The organism is Pseudorhodobacter turbinis (assembly GCF_005234135.1).
Classification (GTDB): domain Bacteria; phylum Pseudomonadota; class Alphaproteobacteria; order Rhodobacterales; family Rhodobacteraceae; genus Pseudorhodobacter; species Pseudorhodobacter turbinis.
In genome coordinates this window covers 353,917-373,948 of record NZ_CP039965.1, presented here as the reverse complement: position 1 = coordinate 373,948, position 20,032 = coordinate 353,917, and the positions used below count along the sequence as shown (strand labels likewise).

At 56.6% G+C, this 20,032-nt stretch carries 23 protein-coding genes, 1 tRNA gene and 1 other annotated feature; of the genes, 15 read left to right on the top strand and 9 right to left on the bottom strand.

Features of this window, described 5'->3' with window-relative positions:
* Window positions 1-21: 21 nt before the first annotated feature.
* Complete coding sequence (locus EOK75_RS14135) at window positions 22-753, bottom strand: Crp/Fnr family transcriptional regulator (protein WP_137194746.1); 732 nt, start codon at window positions 751-753, stop codon at window positions 22-24.
* 98 nt (window positions 754-851) lie between these two features.
* Here EOK75_RS14135 and EOK75_RS14130 point away from each other — a divergent pair, with 98 nt between their 5' ends.
* The 6 genes from EOK75_RS14130 to EOK75_RS14105 all read left to right on the top strand — a co-directional run bounded on the left by EOK75_RS14130 (window position 852) and on the right by EOK75_RS14105 (window position 3,810).
* On the top strand, window positions 852-1,253 hold the full coding sequence (locus EOK75_RS14130) for a response regulator (protein ID WP_137194745.1): 402 nt from the start codon (window positions 852-854) through the stop codon (window positions 1,251-1,253).
* Between the two features lie 141 nt (window positions 1,254-1,394).
* A complete protein-coding gene (locus tag EOK75_RS14125) occupies window positions 1,395-1,907 on the top strand; it encodes a peptidoglycan recognition protein family protein (RefSeq protein ID WP_137194744.1) in 513 nt (170 codons plus the stop codon).
* Entirely contained in the window at window positions 1,904-2,209 is a 306-nt protein-coding gene (locus EOK75_RS14120) for a hypothetical protein (protein WP_137194743.1), read from the top strand. Before EOK75_RS14125 ends, EOK75_RS14120 begins: the two co-directional genes overlap by 4 nt.
* On the top strand, window positions 2,160-2,405 hold the full coding sequence (locus EOK75_RS14115) for a hypothetical protein (protein WP_137194742.1): 246 nt from the start codon (window positions 2,160-2,162) through the stop codon (window positions 2,403-2,405). Before EOK75_RS14120 ends, EOK75_RS14115 begins: the two co-directional genes overlap by 50 nt.
* The gene (locus EOK75_RS14110) at window positions 2,402-3,004 is read left to right on the top strand and encodes a hypothetical protein (protein WP_137194741.1); all 603 of its coding nucleotides are present in this window, start codon (window positions 2,402-2,404) and stop codon (window positions 3,002-3,004) included. Before EOK75_RS14115 ends, EOK75_RS14110 begins: the two co-directional genes overlap by 4 nt.
* Complete coding sequence (locus EOK75_RS14105) at window positions 3,001-3,810, top strand: hypothetical protein (protein ID WP_137194740.1); 810 nt, start codon at window positions 3,001-3,003, stop codon at window positions 3,808-3,810. Before EOK75_RS14110 ends, EOK75_RS14105 begins: the two co-directional genes overlap by 4 nt.
* 47 nt (window positions 3,811-3,857) lie before the next feature.
* Here EOK75_RS14105 and typA read toward each other — a convergent pair whose 3' ends face one another.
* The 6 genes from typA to EOK75_RS14075 form a co-directional block, all read right to left on the bottom strand.
* Entirely contained in the window at window positions 3,858-5,678 is a 1,821-nt protein-coding gene (gene typA / locus EOK75_RS14100; protein WP_137194739.1) for a translational GTPase TypA, read from the bottom strand.
* Between the two features lie 102 nt (window positions 5,679-5,780).
* Window positions 5,781-6,383, bottom strand: a complete 603-nt coding sequence (locus EOK75_RS14095) for a YitT family protein (protein ID WP_137194738.1) — start codon at window positions 6,381-6,383, stop codon at window positions 5,781-5,783.
* An 89-nt stretch (window positions 6,384-6,472) separates the two neighbouring features.
* A complete protein-coding gene (locus EOK75_RS14090) occupies window positions 6,473-7,687 on the bottom strand; it encodes an NADP-dependent isocitrate dehydrogenase (RefSeq protein ID WP_137194737.1) in 1,215 nt (404 codons plus the stop codon).
* Window positions 7,688-7,790: 103 nt separating this feature from the next.
* Window positions 7,791-8,936: an HD domain-containing protein gene (locus EOK75_RS14085; RefSeq protein WP_137194736.1), complete on the bottom strand. Its 1,146-nt coding sequence runs from the start codon at window positions 8,934-8,936 to the stop codon at window positions 7,791-7,793.
* The gene (locus tag EOK75_RS14080) at window positions 8,933-9,157 is read right to left on the bottom strand and encodes a hypothetical protein (protein ID WP_137194735.1); all 225 of its coding nucleotides are present in this window, start codon (window positions 9,155-9,157) and stop codon (window positions 8,933-8,935) included. The genes EOK75_RS14085 and EOK75_RS14080 overlap by 4 nt, the downstream gene beginning before the upstream one ends.
* 8 nt (window positions 9,158-9,165) lie before the next feature.
* Window positions 9,166-9,825 (bottom strand): alpha/beta hydrolase, encoded by a 660-nt coding sequence (locus tag EOK75_RS14075; RefSeq protein ID WP_137194734.1) that lies wholly within the window; start codon window positions 9,823-9,825, stop codon window positions 9,166-9,168.
* Window positions 9,826-10,021: 196 nt separating this feature from the next.
* On the opposite strand from EOK75_RS14075, the gene iscR reads away from it, so the two are divergent.
* The 9 genes from iscR (at window position 10,022) to EOK75_RS14030 (ending at window position 17,864) form a co-directional block, all read left to right on the top strand.
* Window positions 10,022-10,516 carry a Fe-S cluster assembly transcriptional regulator IscR gene (gene iscR, locus EOK75_RS14070; RefSeq protein ID WP_137194733.1) on the top strand — a complete coding sequence of 165 codons (495 nt, stop codon included), beginning with the start codon at window positions 10,022-10,024 and terminating at the stop codon, window positions 10,514-10,516.
* 48 nt (window positions 10,517-10,564) lie between these two features.
* Entirely contained in the window at window positions 10,565-11,611 is a 1,047-nt protein-coding gene (locus EOK75_RS14065; RefSeq protein ID WP_137194732.1) for a cysteine desulfurase family protein, read from the top strand.
* 51 nt (window positions 11,612-11,662) lie between these two features.
* Window positions 11,663-13,183 (top strand): Fe-S cluster assembly protein SufB, encoded by a 1,521-nt coding sequence (sufB, locus tag EOK75_RS14060; RefSeq protein ID WP_420821955.1) that lies wholly within the window; start codon window positions 11,663-11,665, stop codon window positions 13,181-13,183.
* Window positions 13,184-13,249: 66 nt separating this feature from the next.
* Complete coding sequence (gene sufC / locus EOK75_RS14055) at window positions 13,250-14,005, top strand: Fe-S cluster assembly ATPase SufC (protein WP_137194730.1); 756 nt, start codon at window positions 13,250-13,252, stop codon at window positions 14,003-14,005.
* The gene (gene sufD, locus EOK75_RS14050; RefSeq protein WP_137194729.1) at window positions 14,005-15,288 is read left to right on the top strand and encodes a Fe-S cluster assembly protein SufD; all 1,284 of its coding nucleotides are present in this window, start codon (window positions 14,005-14,007) and stop codon (window positions 15,286-15,288) included. Before sufC ends, sufD begins: the two co-directional genes overlap by 1 nt.
* 6 nt (window positions 15,289-15,294) lie before the next feature.
* Window positions 15,295-15,771 carry a YIP1 family protein gene (locus EOK75_RS14045; protein ID WP_168199254.1) on the top strand — a complete coding sequence of 159 codons (477 nt, stop codon included), beginning with the start codon at window positions 15,295-15,297 and terminating at the stop codon, window positions 15,769-15,771.
* Window positions 15,772-15,774: 3 nt separating this feature from the next.
* Complete coding sequence (locus EOK75_RS14040) at window positions 15,775-16,368, top strand: Yip1 family protein (RefSeq protein WP_137194727.1); 594 nt, start codon at window positions 15,775-15,777, stop codon at window positions 16,366-16,368.
* 3 nt (window positions 16,369-16,371) lie between these two features.
* Window positions 16,372-17,592: a cysteine desulfurase gene (locus EOK75_RS14035; RefSeq protein WP_137194726.1), complete on the top strand. Its 1,221-nt coding sequence runs from the start codon at window positions 16,372-16,374 to the stop codon at window positions 17,590-17,592.
* 195 nt (window positions 17,593-17,787) lie between these two features.
* Window positions 17,788-17,864, top strand: a tRNA-Arg gene (locus EOK75_RS14030).
* 474 nt (window positions 17,865-18,338) lie between these two features.
* Here EOK75_RS14030 and EOK75_RS14025 read toward each other — a convergent pair.
* Together EOK75_RS14025 and EOK75_RS14020 are read right to left on the bottom strand one after the other, a co-directional pair.
* Window positions 18,339-18,755 (bottom strand): IS66 family transposase zinc-finger binding domain-containing protein, encoded by a 417-nt coding sequence (locus EOK75_RS14025; protein WP_137194725.1) that lies wholly within the window; start codon window positions 18,753-18,755, stop codon window positions 18,339-18,341.
* Window positions 18,739-19,973, bottom strand: a protein-coding gene (locus EOK75_RS14020) for an IS3 family transposase (protein WP_137192325.1) whose coding sequence is annotated in 2 segments (ribosomal slippage) — window positions 18,739-19,679 and window positions 19,679-19,973 — 1,236 coding nt in all. Because the reading frame shifts where the segments join, the coding sequence is not laid out codon by codon here. Before EOK75_RS14020 ends, EOK75_RS14025 begins: the two co-directional genes overlap by 17 nt.
* Window positions 19,570-19,686, bottom strand: a sequence feature (AL1L pseudoknot). Its footprint overlaps the gene before it by 117 nt.
* Window positions 19,974-20,032: the final 59 nt, after the last annotated feature.

The following is a 20,032-nucleotide window of genomic DNA, read 5'->3' as shown; positions in this document are numbered from 1 at the left end:
AGGTCACCGCACACGCTCCGTTTACATAATCGGGCGCCGCGCAGGCTTTTCCAGATCAATCATCGCGAGGTCGGCAAGGGTTGCAAGATTGTTGATCGTCAGCTCCCCCTCCATCCAATGTGCAAGGTTTAAGCTGCGAAGTTTTTGCAGCGTTTTATTGGTATGAACCAGCGACAGGCCCAAAGCATCGGCAAGATCGCGTTGGCGAAATGGTAGGGGAACAGTATTTTCCCGCGTCATACCGACGGCGCGCAGGCGTTCAAACATGCGAACAAAGGCCCATGCAATCCGCTGTGCCGCATCTCTTTGACCGATCGAGGCCAATGTTTCACCAAGGAAATGCTCCTCAACCGCAGATATCCATGTCAGGTCATAGGCGCGTTCGGGATGGGCGCGGAACAAGGTCCAGATATCCTCTCGCTTGAAAACGCATAACCGCATATGGGTAGAGGCCTCTACCGAGTGCTTCATCTCGCCCATCAAGCTGGCTTGTAGTCCTGAAAAATCACCCGGAAACAGAAAATTGATAACCTGCCGCCGCCCGTTTTCCAGTGTTTTATACCGTGTACCCATGCCGCTCAACACTGTGTAAAGCTGCGGGCTGCTGGAGCCTTCCATCAAGACGGTTGTGCCTGCCTCGACTTCCAGCTCTCCTTTTTTGAAGGATTGCATGAAGGCGATCTCATCGCTGGTGAAGGGCACAAAGATGTCCTTTACGCGCAGCGGGCACGCGCTGCATTTGGTGTGGGCCATGATCTACCTTTTAAACGTCATCCTATGTCCTATGTCATAGTTTAATGCGCAACTGCGGGTTTGGTTCCATCATCCCTTTTTGGAAAAGGGGATCTGCCATGGCATTTGAGGTATCGATAGATCAATCCCGTGCCACCGTGATCATCGTTCACGGTGATTTCCTGATTGCCGGTGACCTCTCCGCAACGATCCGCGATTTCATGCCCTTCGCGCTGATCATCGTTGCGCGTGATATCGAAGAGGCTTGCACGCTACTGGATGGGGCCAAGCCGGTAATGCTTGCTTTTGTTGAGGCCGGACATTCGGATTTCGCAGCATCGGCTTTGGCCGAAAGGCTGGATCGTCATTTGGGCCGTGTTGTTTTGCTGGGGGATATTGCGGAACAACAAGCGGCAGAGGGTGGCTGGCCCGTCTTGTTCCGACCGTTTTTCGCGGATGACATCCTGATGTTGCTGCGATCATGGACCTCGGGTGGCACCGCCGTCGGCGCGATGAGCTGAGCCTACCGAAGGCATCCTTTCTTTTGTCATGGGCTGACGGCTGCTGGGGGCAGCGTACGGTGCATTTCCGGAATTTCAATCGCAGCGGGCGATGTTTCAGGTCCGCTCTGCTTGGACGAATGACCGGAAGGACCTGAAGAGATGAAACGCATTATCCTGCATTGGACGGCCGGCACGTATAACGTATCGGCACTGGACCGTGCGCATTACCATTTCATCGTGGCCGGCGACGGCACTGTGATTGAGGGCGATCTGCGACCCGAGGCGAACCGGGTGATTGGCGGCGGTCGTTATGCGGCACATACCCGGGGGCTTAATACCGGCTCGATTGGTGTGGCGATGGCGGCGATGCTAGGCGCACGCGAACGGCCCTTTGATGCCGGGGCTTTCCCGATCACCCCGGTTCAACTGGCAGCCTTTACCGATTTGGTGGCAGAGCTTGCGCTGACCTATAAAATCCGGGTGACGCGCAAGACAGTTCTGACCCATGCGGAGGTACAACCGACCCTGAACGTCTGGCAGCGCGGCAAGTGGGATATTGCCTGGCTGCCCGGCATGAAGGCAACCGGCGATCCGGTGACGGTTGGTGACCGGCTCCGTTGGCTGGTGGAGGAAAACATCGGCCAGATTACCCGTGAGAGCGTTGCAGTATGACACGCTATGCCCTGATTGCGACGCTGATGGGCTGCCTTGGCTTGGGCGCGTCCCTGTTTTGGGTGTCGGGCCAACGTGATTCCGCGCAGAGCGTGGCCGATGTTTTGCGCGCAGAACTTACCACGGCAGAGCAACGTCTGAACCATGCTGCACAGGCGGCAGCGGTGCATCGGGCCTATATCGACCGGATACAGGTCGCCGCCGCAAAGGCCGCCGAAGATGAAGCTGCGGTTATGACAATGGAGGGGGCTGATGCGCCATTACCTGACTATCTGCGCGATATTCTTGACCGCTTGCGGTGAAGAGCGGCGCACCGTCTACACCGTGCCGCAAGTGTCGGCCGATCTGCGGCAGGCGGTGATTGTCCGCTGCCCGTCCGGAGACACGTTGGCACGGGCAGGGGTGTGCATGATCCGGCTCAATGCCGGGCTGAGAGCGGCGAATGAAAAGATCGGCGCGATTGACGAAATCTTGACAAAAGCAGAGGCAACACAATGACAGAAATTATCACAATGATGCGCGGCAGCGATGTTGATTTTACCCGCTTCTGGCCTGCCACGGACGGCTCCCGCTTTGATCTGACGGATTGGACGGTTTACGCGTTTGAGCCTCATGCCGATCTGTTGGACAGCCTGACCCTGACCAAAGGCGATGCCGAGGCTGGTGAGATTATCGGGCGTATCGAATGGGATGACCGTTTTGAGACCGGCACCCATATGGGTTTCCAGATCGGTATCCGGCGTGGTGAGCAAGATATCACGACGCATAAGTACATGATCAAGGTAACAGCCTCGGCCCGTTTCGCTGATGAGCCGTTGCCGATTCTTCCGACCGGCCCGCAAGGCCCGCAGGGTGCTGACGGGCTTTCTTCCTATGAGGTTGCAGTTGCGGGGGGCTATGTCGGCTCGGCGGCTGATTGGCTGGCATCTTTGGTTGGCCCCAAGGGCGATGATGGTGCAGCCAGCACAGTTCCCGGACCTGCGGGGGCAGATGGCAGTGACGGGCAATCGGTTACCGTTCACGAGTTCACCGACGAGGTTGCCGCCATCGCCTTTGCCGCAGCAGCAACCCCGCTTCAGATCACGGTTCTGAAATGAGCGGGCCGCTGATCAACATGCGCGATGCCCGGCGTATATGGGTCGGCCCGTCAGAGGCGCAAAGGTTGTGGGTTGGGGCAGGCGCAAGCTGGAGCAAGCCCGATGCGGCAGGCTATAGTCCGAAGGATCTGTTCCTCTCGGCGGATGACGGGTTCTGGTATGACTTCACGGATGGTGCGGCGGTATTTCAGGATGCCGCGCGCAGCAGCCTTGCTGCGAACGGGCAGGAAATCTACGGCATTCAGGACAAGTCCGACAACGGGCATCATGGTGCGGTAACAGGTGGTCCGGCACCCAAATGGTATGCTTCGGGCTATGCGGATTTTCTGGGGAATAATGCGCAGCAATTCGTGAGTGGTTTTGTCAACGGCCCGACATCCACCATGATTGTGGCATATCGCAGCACGGCGAGTGTAAGCGGCGTGCTCTGCGGCTCTTCTGCTGCTAACCCTAGGTGGTATGTTCAGCAAAGGGGAACGGCAACGGTTCGCTTTGGGTTGGGCGGCGCCAACCAAGAGTATACCGGCAACAATCACACCGTCGGCAATGTCGCGATAATGGGATATGATCCAGCCAACACCAATGGGTGGCGGCAATTGGGCAGGCTGAACGGCGTTGACCATTTGCGTAGCACGGCGACCACCAGCATCCAAAACGGCGACATCCATGTTGGTGCAACATCGGGAAGTTCGCTCGGATACCAATGCACGGCCCAACTGGTTCATGCCATTTGCATCAACCGGGCGCTTACGGACGCAGAGCTAGGGAGCTTGGACAGCTACCTAAGCGCGGCGATGGGGTTGTAACGACCTTTAGAAAATGAAAAAGCCCGCTCAACTGAGCGGGCTTTTTATTAATCGGCCGAGCGGGATTGGCGCTTACGTTCATGCGGGTCGAGGTAGCGCTTGCGCAGACGGATGTTTTTTGGCGTCACTTCGACCAATTCATCATCTGCGATATAGGCGATGGATTCCTCAAGCGACATCCGAACCGGAGTTGTCAGACGCACCGCTTCATCGGTGCCGCTGGCGCGTACGTTCGTCAACTGCTTACCCTTGAGAGGGTTGATTTCCAGATCATTTTCACGGGAGTGTTCGCCAAGGATCATGCCCTGATAAACAGCTTCCTGTGCGCCGATAAAGAACTTGCCGCGATCTTCTAGTTTCCACAAGGCGTAGGAGACGGAAGTCCCGTTCTCCATCGAAATCAGAACACCCTGACGGCGGCCTTGGATCGGGCCTTTATGCGGGGTCCAACCGTGGAACAGCCGGTTAAGAATGCCGGTGCCGCGTGTATCGGTCAGGAACTGCCCGTGATAGCCGATCAAGCCGCGCGATGGCACATGGGCCACGATGCGCGTTTTACCGACGCCTGCAGGTTTCATCTCGACCAGATCGCCTTTGCGCTCACCCGTCAGCTTTTCGATAACCGCGCCGGAATATTCGTCATCCACATCGATGGTGACTTCTTCTACCGGTTCCATCCGCACGCCGTCTTCTTCCTTGAAGATAACGCGAGGACGAGAGATCGACAGCTCGAACCCTTCGCGGCGCATGTTTTCGATCAACACACCCATCTGAAGCTCACCGCGGCCGGAAACCTCAAAGGCCTCGCCGCCGGGGGTGTCGGCGATTTTGATCGCGACGTTGGTCTCGGCCTCATCCATCAGACGTTTGCGGATGATGCGCGATTGCACCTTGGAGCCGTCCTTGCCGGCCAGCGGGCTGTCGTTGATCCCGAAGGTGACAGTGATGGTTGGCGGATCGATTGGCTGTGCCTCAATCGCGTCTTCAACGGACATATCGCAAAGGGTATCGGCAACGGTCGCCTTGGTCATGCCGGCAATGGTGACGATATCGCCTGCAACGGCCTCATCGATCGGCTGCTGGCCGATACCGCGGAATGCAAGGATCTTGGTGGCGCGGAAGGTCTCAATCCGTTCGCCCGTGCGCGAGATCGCCTTGATCTGTGCGCCGGTTGTCAACGTACCGGATTCGACACGACCGGTCAGAATACGGCCGATGAACGGGTCTGCGGACAAGGTTGTGGCCAGCATCTTGAAAGGCTCGGCGGCTTTGGCGACCTGCGTGGGGGCAGGCACATGTTTGACGATCAGTTCAAACAGGGCCTGCAAATCCTTGCGGGGGCCGTCAAGTTCGGTATCGGCCCAACCAGCGCGGCCCGAGGCGTAAAGATGTGGGAAATCGAGTTGATTGTCATCTGCACCAAGGTTGGCGAAAAGGTCAAAACACTCGTCCAATGCGCGGTCGGGTTCGGCATCGGCCTTATCAACCTTGTTGAGCACCACAATCGGACGCAGCCCAAGCGCCAACGCCTTGGATGTCACGAATTTGGTTTGTGGCATCGGGCCTTCGGCGGCATCGACCAGCAAGACAACACCGTCAACCATATTCAGGATACGTTCAACTTCACCACCGAAATCGGCGTGACCGGGGGTGTCAACGATGTTGATCCGCATTCCGCCCCATTCAACGCTCGTCGCTTTGGCAAGGATGGTGATCCCGCGCTCGCGTTCGATGTCATTGCTGTCCATCACGCGCTCGGTCGTGGCTTGGTTGTCGCGGTAGGTGCCGGATTGTTTCAGCAGCTCGTCGACAAGGGTGGTCTTGCCATGGTCGACGTGGGCGATAATGGCAATGTTGCGAAGCTCCATCGGAGGTGTCTCTTTTTCAAATCATTTCGGGTTGGCGTGGCGTTACAGCACATACGCGGTAAACGCCACCCCTTAGATGGAAATCACCCCTAAAAAGGGCCCTCAAGTCGCAATATAACGGTCGCGGCGGTGGTTGATGGCGATAATCAGGTTCACGATCAACGCGCCAAGCGCGGATATGGCCACCGTTGGCACATCGCGCAAAAACAGCGCAATCATGAAAAGACCTGCGTCAAAGATAAGCTGGGTATAGCCCGCGCGAAAGCCCGTGCGCTCTTGGAGGAGCAGGGCAACGATGCCAATACCGCCAAGGCTGGCCCCGTGGCGAAACAGGACAATCAGCGCGACGCCGGAAACAGCGCCAAACAGCACGGCCCCAAAGATCGGGTTCAACATCTCAAAGCTGACCCAGTTTGGCATAAACATGGTCAGCACCGACATCGCCCCGACCGCGATGAAGGTTTTGAGGGTGAAAAGCCGCCCCATACGTTTGTAGCCGATCCAGTAAAACGGGATGTTGATCGCAAAGAACACCGGCCCGAACCCCCAGCCTGTGGCATAGGAAATAAGCACCGCCAGCCCCGCCGTTTGCCCGGTCACAAGGCCCAGATGCGTCAGGATAATGATGCCAAAAGCGGCCATGCCTGCGCCAAAGGCAAGGCCTTGGGCATCCTCGGTCAGGCTGTGGCGATTAGGATCTGTCATAGGATCACCGGTGTTTCAGAACGAAAAAAGATCCGAGGGCATATACCGCCCCCGGATCTTTCGCATAGTTTTTGGCCAAGTTGAAGGGATTAGACCTTCAAGGCTTTGCTTAGATACTCGTCAACTTTTTCCAGATAGCCCATCGTGGTCAACCATTTCTGATCGGGGCCAACCAGCAGCGCGAGGTCTTTGGTCATGTGACCATCCTCGACGCAATCGACGGTGACTTTTTCCAAAGTTGCCGCAAATTTTGCCAGCGCGTCGTTGTTGTCCAGCTTGGCGCGGTGCTTCAAACCACCGGTCCACGCAAAGATCGACGCGATAGAGTTGGTCGAGGTCTCTTTGCCGGCCTGATGCTGACGGTAGTGGCGGGTCACAGTGCCGTGCGCAGCCTCTGCCTCAACCGTGTCGCCATCGGGCGTCATCAGCACAGAGGTCATCAAACCAAGCGAGCCGAAGCCTTGTGCAACCGTATCGGACTGCACGTCGCCGTCATAGTTTTTACAAGCCCAGACATAACCGCCGGACCATTTCATCGCAGATGCGACCATGTCGTCGATCAGGCGGTGCTCATATGTGATGCCCGCTGCTTTGAATTTATCCGCGAATTCCTCGTCGAACACTTGCTGGAACAGATCCTTGAAGCGGCCGTCATAGGCCTTGAGGATGGTGTTCTTGGTCGACAGGTAAACCGGCCAGCCTTTGACAAGACCGTAGTTCATCGACGCACGTGCGAAATCAATGATCGATTCGTCGAGGTTGTACATCGCCATAGTGACACCGGCGCCGGGTGCATCGAACACTTCGCGCTCGATCACTTCGCCATCATCACCGACGAATTTGATCGTAAGCTTGCCCTTGCCGGGGAAACGGAAGTCGGTTGCGCGGTACTGGTCGCCAAAGGCGTGACGGCCAACGACGATAGGCTGGGTCCAGCCGGGAACCAGACGCGGCACGTTTTTGCAGATGATCGGCTCACGGAAGATAACGCCGCCAAGGATGTTGCGGATCGTGCCGTTCGGGCTGCGCCACATTTGCTTGAGACCGAATTCCTCAACGCGCTGCTCATCAGGGGTGATGGTCGCACATTTAACGCCAACGCCGTATTTCTTGATCGCATGGGCTGCGTCAATCGTGATCTGGTCGTCGGTGCGGTCACGCTCTTCGATACCCAGATCGTAATACTTCAGGTCGATGTCCAGATAGGGCAGGATCAGCTTTTGCTTGATAAAATCCCAGATGATCCGGGTCATTTCATCGCCGTCAAGCTCGACAACGGGGTTTGCGACTTTGATCTTGGACATATGGCCCTCTTTGGTTTGAATGGATTCGGATTTGGCAACTGTTTAGCGTATAATATCTGGCTTGGCTAGGGCGGTATGCAATTGTATACCGCGCGGCGGCGGATTACTGGAAAAACGGTGCTGCGCGGGTGCGGACATAGGGCCAAAGACGCGGCGCACCGTCGGCAATTTTGTCGCCAACCCGTGATTGGAGCTGCGCAAAGCTCACATTATACGATTGCCACGTCCCGCCGCCGCATTGGATATTTTGGATCACCGGCTGCACCCGATCAAGGCTTTTGGCGAAGCGGGCGCTGGGGGTTTGGGTCGCCTCGAACTCCTGCCACAGCACATGAAGTTGATCGCCCAATGGGTTGGGCAGCATGCCGAAAATCCGCGCGGCGGCCATCGCCTCATCTGCTTGCACAGTGGCAGAGCTGTGCGCCGTGCCGTTGGCGGAATGGATCGGCACATCGCCGACATCAATTTCCACCAGATCATGCAGCAATAGCATCTGTATCACGCGGGCGGCATCAACACCGGCACCGGCTTGATCGGCAAGGATCAAGGCGTAAAGCGCGATATGCCACGAATGCTCGGCCGAATTTTCAGGGCGCGAGGCATCGCAGAGGGTGGTGGCGCGATCGACCGACTTCAGGGCATCCGCCTCGGCCAGAAACGCAAGGGTCTGCGCAAAGCATCCCGTGGGCTTGTCTCCCGCCAGCATGGCCTGTGCCGCCCCAAAGGCTTCAGGCCAGCGGGTGCAAAGATCTGCCGCGCGGCCCACAGTCAGGTTGTCGTGCACGATTTGCAGATGGTCGGGGCGGGGCGCTGCCGCACAAAGCACCTGAAACAGCGGCTGCGCGTGGTCGATCTGCTTGGCAAAACGGGCCTCGGCGCTTTGGCCTTGCTCAAACTCATCCCAGATCTGGCGCATTGACGTGCCAAGGGTGGGGGGCAGCAGGCCGAACAAACGGCGCGCGGCTTTTTCCTCGGCCTCGGCCTGACCGGCGTTGGGCAGATGGATCGGATGGTCGCCTGCGTCAATCTCTACCAGATCATGCAAAAGCAGCATCGCGATCACCCGGCCAATATCCGTGTCGGGGGCGGCGTAATCTGCAAATACCAGCGCCCAAAGGGCCACATGCCAGGAATGTTCCGCGCTGTTTTCATCGCGCGACCCATCCAGCAGGCAATTGGCCCGGTTGACCGATTTCAGCCGGTCCGCCTCATTCAGAAAAGCAAATTGGGCATCCAGCATATCGTTCATTCGGCGGCCTTGGCGGATGCGACCGCCTTGCTAACAAATTCACGGGCGCGCCGGTCGGCAAGGCGCACGCGGATGGCTGTCATAAAGGCCTCTTGCAAGGTGGGCGAGGAGGCCCCGACCACCTGCGCCACCTTATCAAAAAAGCGATCGTCGTCGATATGATCCATCGCCTCCAACGTGGTTTTGGCAAGGGCGTCGCCCAGATCTTCGACAATGCTCATTGCCCGGCCTATCTGGTTTGTTCAGTGATGCGGCGCTTGACGTAGGTCGAGACATTATCAAGCATCGGCTTCATATGCGCTTCATCATCCTTGAAGAAGTGATCCGCCCCTTCGATTTGGGTATGGGTAACGGTGATGCCTTTTTGCTCGTGCAGCTTGCCGACGAGGTTCACGGTATCCTTGGGCGGGGCCACCTTGTCGGCGGTGCCGTTGATCACCAGTCCGGATGAAGGGCAGGGCGCAAGGAAGGAAAAGTCATACATATTCGCGGGCGGTGCCACCGAGATGAAGCCCGTGATCTCAGGACGACGCATCAAAAGTTGCATCCCGATCCACGCCCCAAAGGAAAAGCCCGCAACCCAGCAATGCTTGGAGTTCTGGTTCATCGATTGCAGGTAATCCAGCGCAGATGCTGCATCAGACAGCTCGCCAATACCTTGATCGTATTCGCCCTGGCTTCGGCCCACGCCACGAAAGTTAAAGCGCAGAACCGTGAAGCCCATATTATAAAATGCGTAATGCAGATTATAGACGACCTTGTTGTTCATCGTTCCGCCAAATTGTGGATGCGGATGCAGCACGATGGCAATCGGGGCATCACGCTGCTTTTGGGGGTGGTAGCGTCCTTCGAGGCGGCCTTCGGGGCCGGCAAAAATTACTTCGGGCATCGGGTCGGCCTTGTCACTTTCCTGCGGTGGCTTTGGTGGACAAAGCAAACCCGCATATTTAGAACGGTTCAAAACAGGCCAAGGCTTGGCCTGCGGTTAGGGATGAGTTAAGCGCACGGGTGGTGCAGGTCAATGCGCAAGGTGTAATGGACCGCGAATTCAGCGGGCTTTCACGATGTTTAGCGGGGGTTAAGACATGAAACTTTCGACCAAAGGGCGCTATGCGATGGTAGCGCTGACTGATTTGGCGTTGTCGGCACAAAAGCCGGGACCGGAGGGGCTTGTGTCCCTGTCCGAGATTTCCAAGCGGCAAGATATTTCCCTGCCCTATCTGGAACAGCTTTTCGTCAAGCTGCGCCGCGCCGGTCTGGTGGAGGCAGTGCGCGGGCCCGGGGGCGGCTACCGGCTGGCGCGCCCCGCCGTGGAGGTACGGATCAGCGAGATATTGGAGGCGGTGGATGAAACTGTCAGCGCCATGCACTCGGGCGCGGGTGCCTCGGGGGGGATTTCGGGCAGTCGGGCACAATCCCTGAGCAACCGTTTGTGGGAGGGGCTTTCCGCGCATGTCTATGTGTTCTTGCACCAAACCCGCCTGTCGGATGTGATCCGCAATGAAATGCAACCCTGTCCGGCGGTTCCGGCGCTGTTTCGGGTCGTTGATGAAGAATTTCGGGTGGTGGATGGGGAATAAGGCCGACATGCGGGTCTTGGTCTTTTTGGCAGCCTAAAGGGGGTGCGTATGGCATCACGAATCTATCTTGACTGGAATGCGACCACGCCTTTGCGCCTCGAGGCGCGGGCGGCGATGATTGCTGCGATGGATGTGGTTGGCAACCCGTCCTCGGTCCATGCCGAAGGGCGCGCGGCCAAAGCCTTGATTGAGCGGGCGCGCGGGCAGGTGGCTGCGGCCTTGGGGGCAGAGGGCGCGGATATCGTCTTTGTCGGGTCCGCCACCGAAGGGGCGGCCCTTGCCTGCGCGGGGCGGGATTTGCATTGCGCGGATATTGAACATGACGCCGTGACCAGTTGGTGCAATGCTGATTTGGCGGTCGATGAATACGGGCAGGTCTCGGTACCGGATCCCAAGCAGGCGACGTTACAAATTGCCAATTCCGAAACCGGCGTGATGCAGGATTTGCCGCAAGGGCTGGCGGTATCTGATTTGACGCAGGCCTTTGGCAAGATTCCTTTGGCCTTTAACTGGCTGGGATGTGATGCAGGGCTGGTTTCGGCGCACAAGCTGGGCGGGCCCAAGGGCGTCGGCGCTGTGGCTTTGCGCCAAGGTATTGACCTGAAATCACAAATCAAAGGTGGCGGTCAGGAAATGGGGCGGCGTGCGGGCACCGAAAACATCATCGGCATCGCTGGTTTTGGCGCTGCGGCAGAGGCGGCAGCGCGCGATCTGGCCAATGGGGTTTGGGAGGAAATCGGCCAGTTTAGAAATATTCTAGAAAGGGCATTGTCTGCCCAAGCAAAAGATACTATTTTTGTCGGGAAAGAGGTTACGCGCCTGCCCAATACGTTGTGCCTGATCGCCCCCGGATGGAAGGGGGAGACGCAGGTGATGCAGATGGATCTTGCCGGTTTCGCCATCTCGGCGGGTTCGGCCTGTTCATCAGGCAAGGTGCGCGCCAGTCGGGTTTTGAAAGCGATGGGATATGATGAGGCGCTTGCCGCCTCGGCTATCCGGATCTCTATCGGGCCGGGCGTGACAGAGGACATGGTTCTGCGGTTTGCGGACGCATGGACAAAACAATACAACAGGCACCGTGCGCGGCACGCCTGAAAGATGACAGCGGGGAAAGCCCCCGACGAAGGAGTAAGCGATATGACAGCCATGCCAAAGCTTGAAACCGAAGTCCGCGAGGGCGTGGACCGTGAAACCGTTGAAACCGTCGAGGCGATGGCGGGCAAATATAAATACGGCTGGGAAACCGAGATCGAGATGGATTTCGCGCCCAAAGGCGTGAATGAGGACATCGTGCGCCTCATTTCCTCCAAGAACCGTGAGCCGCAGTGGATGCTGGACTGGCGTCTGGCCGCCTTTGCGCGCTGGAAAGAGATGGTAGAGCCGGAATGGGCGATGTTGGATTACCCCAAGATCGACTATCAGGACATCTACTATTACGCCTCGCCGAAAAGCATGGAAGACAAGCCGAAGTCCTTGGATGACGTGGACCCCAAGCTGTTGGCAACATACAAGAAACTTGGCATTCCGCTGCAAGAGCAGATGATCCTTGCAGGTGTCGAAGGGGCTGGGGACGTGCCAAGCGAAGGGCGCAAGGTTGCAGTGGATGCGGTCTTTGATTCGGTGTCTTTGGGTACAACCTTTCAGGCCGAATTGATGAAGGCGGGGGTGATTTTCTGCTCTATCTCGGAGGCTATTCGCGAGCATCCCGAACTGGTGCAAAAATATATCGGTTCGGTCGTGCCACAGTCGGATAACTTCTTTGCCACACTGAATTCGGCCGTGTTTTCGGATGGGTCTTTTGTCTACATTCCGCCGGGGACGCGCTGCCCGATGGAGCTGTCGACCTATTTCCGCATCAATGCAGAAAACACCGGCCAGTTTGAGCGGACGCTGATCATCTGCGACAAGGGTGCTTATGTCTCATATCTTGAAGGTTGCACCGCACCGAAGCGCGACACCAACCAGCTGCATGCGGCGGTGGTCGAAATCGTGATCATGGAAGATGCCGAGGTGAAATATTCCACGGTTCAAAACTGGTATCCGGGCGATGAAAACGGCGTTGGTGGCATCTATAACTTTGTGACCAAACGTGCCGATTGCCGCGGCGATCGTGCCAAAGTGATGTGGACACAGGTTGAGACCGGCTCGGCGATTACTTGGAAATATCCGTCCTGCATCCTGCGCGGCGACGATTCGCAGGGCGAGTTTTATTCCATCGCCATCGCCAATAACGCCCAGCAGGCCGATACCGGCACCAAGATGATCCATCTGGGCAAGCGCACTAAATCGCGTATCGTGTCCAAGGGCATCTCGGCGGGACGGGCGCAAAACACTTATCGTGGTTTGGTAAGCATGCACCCTAAAGCCAAGGAATCGCGCAACTATACCCAGTGCGACAGTTTGCTGATCGGGGATAAATGCGGCGCGCATACTGTGCCCTATATCGAGGTAAAGAACAATTCCTCTCGGGTGGAGCATGAGGCCACAACCAGCAAGGTTGATGATGACCAGCTGTTCTATTGCCGCTCGCGCGGGATGGATGAGGAAGAGGCTGTCGCCCTCGTGGTCAATGGGTTCTGCAAAGAGGTGCTGCAATCCTTGCCGATGGAGTTTGCCATGGAAGCGCAGGCTTTGGTCGCGATTTCGCTTGAAGGGTCGGTTGGTTAATCACCACGCATCCGTTAATTTCCTGGCACAAAGTGCCGGTATACTAAATATGAGAATGAGGAAAAAATGCTGGAAATCAACAACCTGCACGTGAAGCTTGAGGAAGAAGATAAAGTCATCCTTAAAGGGGTGAACCTGTCGATCGAAGCGGGTAGCGTCCATGCGATCATGGGGCCGAACGGCTCTGGTAAATCAACGCTCTCCTATGTGCTTTCGGGCAAGGGCGGCTATGAGGTTACGGACGGTTCAGCCAAGCTGGAAGGCGTGGAATTGCTTGATCTGGATCCTGAAGAGCGCGCTGCGGCGGGTCTGTTTCTGGCGTTCCAATATCCAGTGGAAATTCCTGGCGTAGGCAACATGACCTTCCTGCGCACAGCGGTGAACGCACAGCGCAAAGCCCGCGGTGAAGAAGAGCTTTCGGCCGGTGACTTCCTGAAAATTGTGCGCGAAAAGGCAAAGGCGTTGCAAATTAATGCCGAAATGATGAAGCGTCCGGTCAATGTGGGCTTCTCGGGCGGTGAGAAAAAGCGCAACGAGATTTTGCAAATGGCGATGCTTGAGCCCAAAATGTGCATCTTGGATGAGACCGACTCCGGTCTTGACGTGGATGCGATGAAACTGGTTTCCGAAGGTGTGAACGCGCTGCGCGATGCGGGTCGTTCTTTCCTAGTTATCACGCATTATCAACGGCTTCTGGACCACATTAAACCTGATTTCGTACATATCATGGCTGATGGGCGGATTATCAAAACCGGTGGGCCTGAACTGGCGCTGGAAGTTGAAAAAAACGGCTATGCGGATATTTTGACCGAGGTGGCATAATGGCCCAGTTGCAAGCAAAACAAGACGCGCTTACGGCGCGCATTGCCGGGCTTGATTTGTGCCGCGAGGGTTGGTCTGCATCCGTGCGGGCTGATGCGCTGACACGGCTTTCGGCGATGGGTTTGCCGGGCAAGCGCGATGAATATTGGCGCTACACCGACCCCAGCAGCCTGACGGCGGTAGAGGCGGCAACTGCGCCGCCATTCGTCGCGGCTGATGAAAAGATGGTGTTCAGCGGCATTGACCGTTTGCGCATTGTTTTTGTCGATGGGGTTTTTGATGCCGATGTCTCTGATGATCTGGAGATGGCGGGGCTTGAAATCTCACGCTTGGCGGACGTTGCCGATCAGCATTGGGCGCGCGATTTCTATGGTGTATTGGAAACGCGCGGGCAGACGCCCGTGCAGCGCCCTTTGGCCACGCTCAACACCGCCTTTGCTACCGATGGTATTTTGATCCGTGCGACAGGTAAAGCCGAAATGCCGGTGTCCCTGATTTACCTCCATAAATCAGACAATTCTGACGCCATCTTGCATCACTGCATCAAGGTCGAATCTGGTGCGGAGCTGACCATTCTGGAAAATGGCCCGGCAGCAGCGCGCTTCAATTCGGTGATGGAGGTGGATGTTGCTGACGGTGGTCGTTTTCACCACATCCGCACGCAAGGTCGCGACCATGATCGTCGTGCCGTGACGCATCTTTTCGGGCGTTTGGGGCAAGAGTCTTCGTTCAAAAGTTTCACCCTCACCTCTAACGGCCGTTTGACCCGCAACGAAGCCGTGCTCGAATTCACCGGCGATGATGCCATTGCCCATGTGGCAGGGGCCGCGATTGGTGACGGTGCCTTCCATCATGACGATACGGTCTTTGTGACCCATGACGCAGAGCGTTGCGAAAGCCGTCAGGTGTTCAAAAAGGTGCTGAAGAACGGCGCGGTTGGTGTGTTCCAAGGCAAGATTTTGGTCAAGGCCGGAGCCCAGAAAACTGATGGCTACCAGATCAGCCAAGCGCTTTTGCTGGATGAAGACGCCCAGTTTCTGGCCAAGCCAGAGCTGGAGATTTACGCCGACGATGTGCAATGCTCGCACGGGTCGACTTCGGGCGCGATTGATGAGGGGGCTTTGTTTTATCTGCGCTCTCGCGGGGTGCCGGAGCGTGTGGCGCAAAGCCTGCTCGTCCTGGCCTTTCTGGCTGAGGCGGTCGCTGAGATTGAGGATGAGGTCTTGGCCGAAGATATCCGTATTCGCATGGAAAACTGGCTTTCGCGCCATGAGGGGGCATAGCCCGGCATGGCCGTAACCACGGATATTGTACGGTCTTGGCACAGTCCGCGCGTGGTGATGCGGTCGCATCTTGCGCGCGGGCGGTCCGAGCCTTGGGCCTTCTCTTTGTTGGTGGCCTTTATGATCGTGGCTTTTATTGCGCAATGGCCGGTTGCCAGCCGCAATAGTTTTTATAACCCCGAGATGCCGCTTGCGGCGCAGATGTTTGCAATCGGGATGGGGATTTTGGCCTTTGTGCCGGTCTGGTATCTGCTTGCCGCCATTGGCCGGTGGATCGCGCGTGCCTTGGGCGGGCAGGGTGATCACTATGGCGCAAGGCTTGCGCTGTTTTGGGCCTTGGTGGTGGTTAGCCCTTTGATGTTGCTGCAAGGTTTGATCAAAGGCATGATCGGGCCGGGGCCTGGGTTAACGGCTGTCACAATCGCCACTGCTGTGGCATTCCTTGGCTTTTGGATCCTCAATTTGATTGAGGCGGAACGGTAAATCATGGAACTGACCCCGACATTCTTGATGCGGATGATAAAAGAAACCCTGTCGGCCCCACGGGCTGCCGCCGCTGCGGTGCTCAGCTTCGGGTTCTCTCCCATGGTCGGGTGGATGGCGCTGATGCTGATGGCCATCGGCTCTACCTTGCTGACGCATATTAGCTTTGCGATGATGCCCATCGAGGCGCAGGAATTTTGGGGCGCCGCAATGGGAAGCCCCATGCGCACTGCCGTTTTGCAATGGGTGATCCTGTTGATTTCGGTTCATGCCATTCACCGCATCGGCCAGTGGCGCAGGGGCAAAGGGCGGCTTGAGGGTGCTGTTATTCTGGTGGCATGGCTTCAATTCATCCTGCTTTGCGTACAGGTCGTACAGCTTGTGGCCCAAGCCTTTGTGCCCGCGCTTGCTGATCTGTTGGGGATCCTTGGGTTGGTTTTGTTTATGTGGTTGCTGACGAATTTTGTCGCGCAACTGCACGGGTTTTCATCGCTGGCGCTGACCTTTGTGGGGATCATCTTAACGTTGGTTTGCCTTACCTTTGTGCTGGCCTTTATTTTCACGCTGTTGTTCGGTGCTGCAGCGGTAGGGGTATAGTCCATGTTTGACGTCGAGAAAATCCGCGCAGACTTTCCAATCCTGTCGCGTAAGGTCAATGATAGGCCTTTGGTGTATCTGGATAATGGCGCCTCAGCGCAAAAGCCACAGGTGGTCATCGACGCCATCACCACTGGGTACGCGCATGAATATGCCAATGTCCACCGTGGGTTGCACTACCTTTCTAATCTTGCGACTGACAAGTATGAGGCGGTTCGCGGCAAAGTCGCGCAGTTTTTGAACGCCCCCTCAGCGGATGAGATCGTCTTTACCTCTGGCACCACCGAGGCCATCAATCTGGTCTCTTACGCATGGGCTGCCCCCCGTTTCAAAGCGGGCGATGAGGTGGTTTTGTCGATTCTGGAGCATCACGCCAATATTGTGCCGTGGCATTTCTTGCGCGAACGTCTTGGGGTCGTGCTGAAATGGGTTGATTGCGATGCCAATGGCGATCTTGATCCGCAGGCCGTGATTGATGCGATGGGCCCGCGCACAAAACTGGTTGCGATCACACAGATGTCGAATGTCACCGGCACCGTGGTGGATGTTGCCAGCATTTGCCACGCGGCCCGTGCGCGCGGTGTGGCAAGCTTGGTGGATGGATCGCAGGCGGCGGTGCATATGCCCGTTGATGTCGCTGCAATGGGGTGCGACTTCTATGCCATCACAGGGCATAAGTTATATGGCCCAAGTGGTTCCGGGGCGATCTTCATCCAGCGTGATAGGATGGCAGAGATGCGCCCCTTCCTTGGCGGCGGCGATATGATCCGTGAGGTATCACGCGATACCGTCATCTATAACGATGCCCCCATGAAATTTGAGGCCGGAACGCCGGGCATCATCCAACAAATCGGGATGGGTGTCGCGCTTGACTATATGATGGGCATCGGGATGGAGGCGATCGCTGCCCATGAGGCGCAATTGCGTGACTATACCCGCGACCGCCTTGCCGGACTCAATTGGTTAAATGTGCAGGGAAATTCGGCGTCCAAGGGGGCGATCTTCAGTTTCACCCTGCAAGGTGCTGCCCATGCGCATGATATCTCTACCATTTTGGACAAGCGCGGCATTGCCGTCCGTGCGGGCACACATTGCGCCATGCCATTGATGGAGCGTTTGGGCGTTGGCGCGACCTGCCGTGCATCATTCGCGATGTACAACACGCAGGCAGAGGCGGACAAGCTGGTGGAAGCCCTCGAATTTTGTCATGAGCTTTTCGGCTAATCGCAAAGAAACCCCGTTGCAACTGTCGCGCGCTTTCGCTACCTAAGACGCATCGGCACCCATAGCTCAGCTGGATAGAGCGCTGCCCTCCGAAGGCGAAATGCTGTGGTTGTAACGTATTGAAAGGTTAAGGTATAAATCAGAGTGATAAGGTCGGCTTCGCACAGATACCGCACAGAAACACACTGAAAAGATGGTCCCGTAGCTCAGCTGGATAGAGTGTTCGCCTCCGAAGCGAAAGGTCGCGCGTTCGAATCGCGCCGGGACCACCATCTTTGAACTACTTCAAAAGAACAGGATTTCCCGGATCAATCCGACGCAAGCGCCAAACAGCCAACTTCAGAAATATTCCTGGTCGACGGGTGCGATTGTATTTGCGAGCTGCGGCGACGAGGCGGCCGTATGTGTGCGGTGTCACCGACCCTCTAAACATTCGGATTACCCTTAGACCTCCTCGCGACATGCTGCAGTTCCTGGTGTGCTGACATCTCGTCGAGAGCCCACCTCAGCTTATGCATGAGCGCCATGGCGCCGCGCATCCGATCTCTGCGTTGCTTGGTCCCGGAAACATAGAACGGGAACTCCTTGCCGTTCTCGGCGGCGGCATCTGCGACTTGGATCTACTCAGAATACTCGCTCCACGCCTCGCCGAGTGCCTCGTGTATTTTCTCGATCTCCTGGTCCGTGATCGTTGTTGCTCTCATGCAAGTCTCCTCTTCTGAATGGGAATTAGTCCCCGGAGAAGTTCAAAAAAATGTTTGGGAACGCTGCCTGTGTGAAGGCCTCGCAGCCCGAACACGCAAAGCGCGGGGTCGCACGATACGGTTCACGATGAAGCGTCCGGGAACATATTCCAGTTCCTCGGTCACGTCCTCACCCAAGCGACGCAGTGCGCCACCGCATTGTGCGCAATCATCGTCGCCAGTCGTCAACTCGACTTCCATGCGCGGGATGTGATCCGGGATCGGGCGGCGCTTCGGTTTGTCTTTTGGCTCTTCGTCAGGAAGGCGCAGTTTTGCGGTCATCTTGGCAACCGCGAGCTCGCTCGTTTCCAAGGCCAGTTGAAGCTGTTCAATGCTCTCCGATGACGATCCGAACCGGTGATTGAACCGCCCCTTGTTTGCCGGAGAGCGTTTGTTTCGAATGTTAGGCTGCTTTTTCATTTGGGTTCAAGGTTGCATAGAACATCTCCTCTGCTTCATGCGGCGTGACATATCCGATGGCACTGTGCAGGCGCTTGGTGTTGTACCAATCGACCCATTTCAGCGTTTCCCATTCAAGCTGGCCCATTGATTTCCATGGGCCGAGCAACTTTGTAACCTCAGTTTTGAACAGGCCAATGATGCTTTCAGCGAGGGCATTATCGTAGGAATCTCCCACGGTTCCGACAGATGGATCGATCCCAGCGTCCGCCAATCGCTCAGTGTATTTAATGGACAAATATTGAGATCCGCGGTCGGAATGATGTATCAACCCGCCGCCTTTTTCAGGGCTGCGCTGACAGATCGCCTGGTTCAAGGCATCGAGCACAAAGGCTGTTGTCATCGATGTTGAGACCCGCCAGCCGACGATCCTTCGAGAGAAGACGTCGACAACAAATGCGACGTAAACCATGCCCTGCCATGTGGAAACATAAGTGAAGTCACTGACCCAGAGCTGGTTTGGGGATTGTGCTTTGAATTCGCGGTTCACTTTATCGTCCGGACACGGCTGAGAGGCATCGGGGTTCGTCGTGATGACTGGCTTGCCGCGAACAACGCCCTGTAATCCCATAACTTTCATCAAGCGTTCGACAGTGCATCGGGCGATGTCCTTGCTCTCACGGCGCAGTTGGTGCCAGACCTTTCTGGCGCCATAGCGGCCACGACTTTCATCGTGAACGCGCCGGATTTCCACGCTGTCCGTTACGTCTTGGCGCGCCCTGTTTGAGGCGAGCCGGGGATCTCGTCTGATCGCCGAATTTGCATAGTAGGACGATGGTGCGACCCGCAAAATCTTGCAGATCGACCCGACACCAAAGTCCGTGCGGTAATCTTCAATGAATGAAATCATTTCCTGAACGGGCGGTCGAGTTCCGCCTGAGCAAAATACGCAGAAGCCTTCTTCAGAATCTCATTTGCTTGGCGCAGTTCCCGAACCTCACGCTCAAGCTCTTTGATCCGGGCCTTCTCCTCACAGGTGGGACCGTTGCGGGCACCAGCATCGCGTTCAGACTGACGGCACCATCCCCGCAGGCTATCAGGAGCACAGCCCAGCTTGGGTGCAATTGCCTGATAAGCAGCATTGTCACTGCGATATTCCGAGCGTTGTTCATTGAAAAGCCGAACGCCGCGCGCGCGGAACTCAGCCGTATAAGACGGGATATGTTTGCGTTGTGTCATAAGGGTTATCCTTGGAGAGTTTTACTCTCCGGTAAACCCGGGGCGGTTCAGAATGGCTC